At 53.6% G+C, this 1,766-nt stretch carries 3 protein-coding genes; all 3 read right to left on the bottom strand.

Annotation, left to right across the window (positions count from 1 at the left end; translation table 11 throughout):
- Nucleotides 1-184 precede the first annotated feature (184 nt).
- The gene (locus tag Q0256_RS07565; RefSeq protein ID WP_297961833.1) at nucleotides 185-319 is read right to left on the bottom strand and encodes a hypothetical protein; all 135 of its coding nucleotides are present in this window, start codon (nucleotides 317-319) and stop codon (nucleotides 185-187) included.
- A 121-nt stretch (nucleotides 320-440) separates the two neighbouring features.
- On the bottom strand, nucleotides 441-1,424 hold the full coding sequence (locus Q0256_RS07570; protein ID WP_297961836.1) for an argininosuccinate synthase domain-containing protein: 984 nt from the start codon (nucleotides 1,422-1,424) through the stop codon (nucleotides 441-443).
- Between the two features lie 9 nt (nucleotides 1,425-1,433).
- A partial coding sequence (locus tag Q0256_RS07575) for a hypothetical protein (RefSeq protein WP_297961839.1) occupies nucleotides 1,434-1,766 on the bottom strand: 333 nt, incomplete at its 5' end.

The raw sequence follows: 1,766 nt of genomic DNA on the forward strand, positions 1-1,766 counted from the left end.
GCTCCACGCTGCCGAACGCCCCCACGATGCTATCTTTGCGCCCGTTATAGACATAGGCGGCGAGCGCATTTTGCAGTAGCGGCGCGATGATCTGATCGTGCGCGCTCGTGTGATCGTCATCTCTGGCGCGGCCTGCAATCTTTACGAAAAACGGTTTGAAATACTCCATAAACGCTCCTTAAGCTTATAAAATTTGCTCGTTTTTACTTTTAAATTTAACGGCTTGCACTTTTAAATTTATGCCTATTTGGCTCTTGCGATAGCCGAATTTAGTTCGCGGCGCCCACTTTTTCGGCATGTTTTCTATAGACCGCCGCATTTTCGGCTCGTTTTTCAGACGCCGCCGTTTTAAATTTTACTCTTTTATCTGCTATCGCAGCTTCTTGCGCTTATGTATCGTTTTTACGCCTATCAAATACAACTTGGATGGCGGTTTAGATTTACACAAAATACTTGCGCGCAGCATCCTTACTCTCAAATGGGCTTGCGCTCAGCTCGCTGCCGTCTATGAGCAGGGTGTAGCTGCGCGCGGCGTCCGTTTTGGCGTATGTTAGCGCCAGCCTCGCCGCAAGCTCTCTATCCGCCTCGTTCGCGCCCCTGCTTAGCAGGCTTAGCGCGCCCACGACGTCGTCTTTAAATTTTATCTCGCTAAATTTCGGATTTTGCACTGCGGCAAGCTTTTTGTTATCGCTCTCATCCCGCCCGATTATGAGCTTGGCGCCGCCCGGCAAGCGCAGATGGCGCCCGAATTTTAAAATTTCAGCGTCCGCGGGCGTTTCGATCTTTTCAAATTTTACCGCATCCTTGATCCGCTCGCTGAAGCTCTGCACTGTCAGCAGACAGCCTCCCGCAGGCGTTTCGTAATCCTCAAAGCCGAACTCCGCCGCTAGCTGCATCTGCCTAGCCCGCCCGCGCCCGCTGATGTCAAGCAGCGCGCCCCTATCGACCCAGCCCTTGATCTCGGGCGTCGTGGGCGGCAGCAGCTTCGCGCACAACGGACGCAGGATCAGCCCCTCCTCATCGCCGCTAAGCCCGCCGACCTGAACTAGAGCTTGCGCGCGCTGGCTCATCGGGCGCTGTCCGAGCACCTCGCCCGTGATGATGAAGCTCGCCCCTTCGCTTTGCAGCATCGCAAGCGCGGTCTTAAACATATATCCGTGGCAGTCGATGCAGGGGTTGAAGTGCTTGCCGTAGCCGTATTTGGGCTCGAAAAGCACCTGACGTAGATATTCGCTTCTGATATCGACGCTTTTAAAATCCGCCCCCGCGGCCGCGGCTCTGCGGCGCATGATCTCGCTCTTATCGTTCTTGCCGCTAAATCCGATATCAATATTCAGCGCGAGCACCTCAATGCCTTGCGAGACGATGAGTTTGACCGCGAGCATGGAATCAAGCCCGCCGCTAAAGAGCGCCAATGCCTTCATTTCGTTCCTTTACTTGAGTTGATTGATCTTTTTTTGATACTCCAAGATCCGCTCGATCTTGTCGGGCGCGTCGGAGTTTTTGAGCTTTTGCATCAGATCTTGCAGGGCGTTGCGGCGTAAAATTTTGCACGCGTCGTTAAAAAGCGCCGCGCCGCCGATCGGCAAAATTTCATCGTCCAGCGCGAGCGCGCGCAGATTTTCAAGGGCTTCGTTTTCTACGCTTTGAGTATTTTGAGCGTTTTGAATATTTTGAGCAGCGGCTTCCATCTCGCCTTGATTTGCGACGTTGTTTGAGCTCCGTCTCTCGCCGCCGTTTGCACCCTGCTGTACGGAGCCTTTTAA

The sequence above is a fragment of the uncultured Campylobacter sp. genome (assembly GCF_937949835.1).
Classification (GTDB): domain Bacteria; phylum Campylobacterota; class Campylobacteria; order Campylobacterales; family Campylobacteraceae; genus Campylobacter_B.

Bases quoted from the DNA above. Each gene is read 5' to 3' on its own strand.
- Q0256_RS07565 (WP_297961833.1), bottom strand. From the start codon at position 319: ATGCGGCGGTCTATAGAAAACATGCCGAAAAAGTGGGCGCCGCGAACT.
- Q0256_RS07570 (WP_297961836.1), bottom strand. From the start codon at position 1,424: ATGAAGGCATTGGCGCTCTTTAGCGGCGGGCTTGATTCCATGCTCGCG.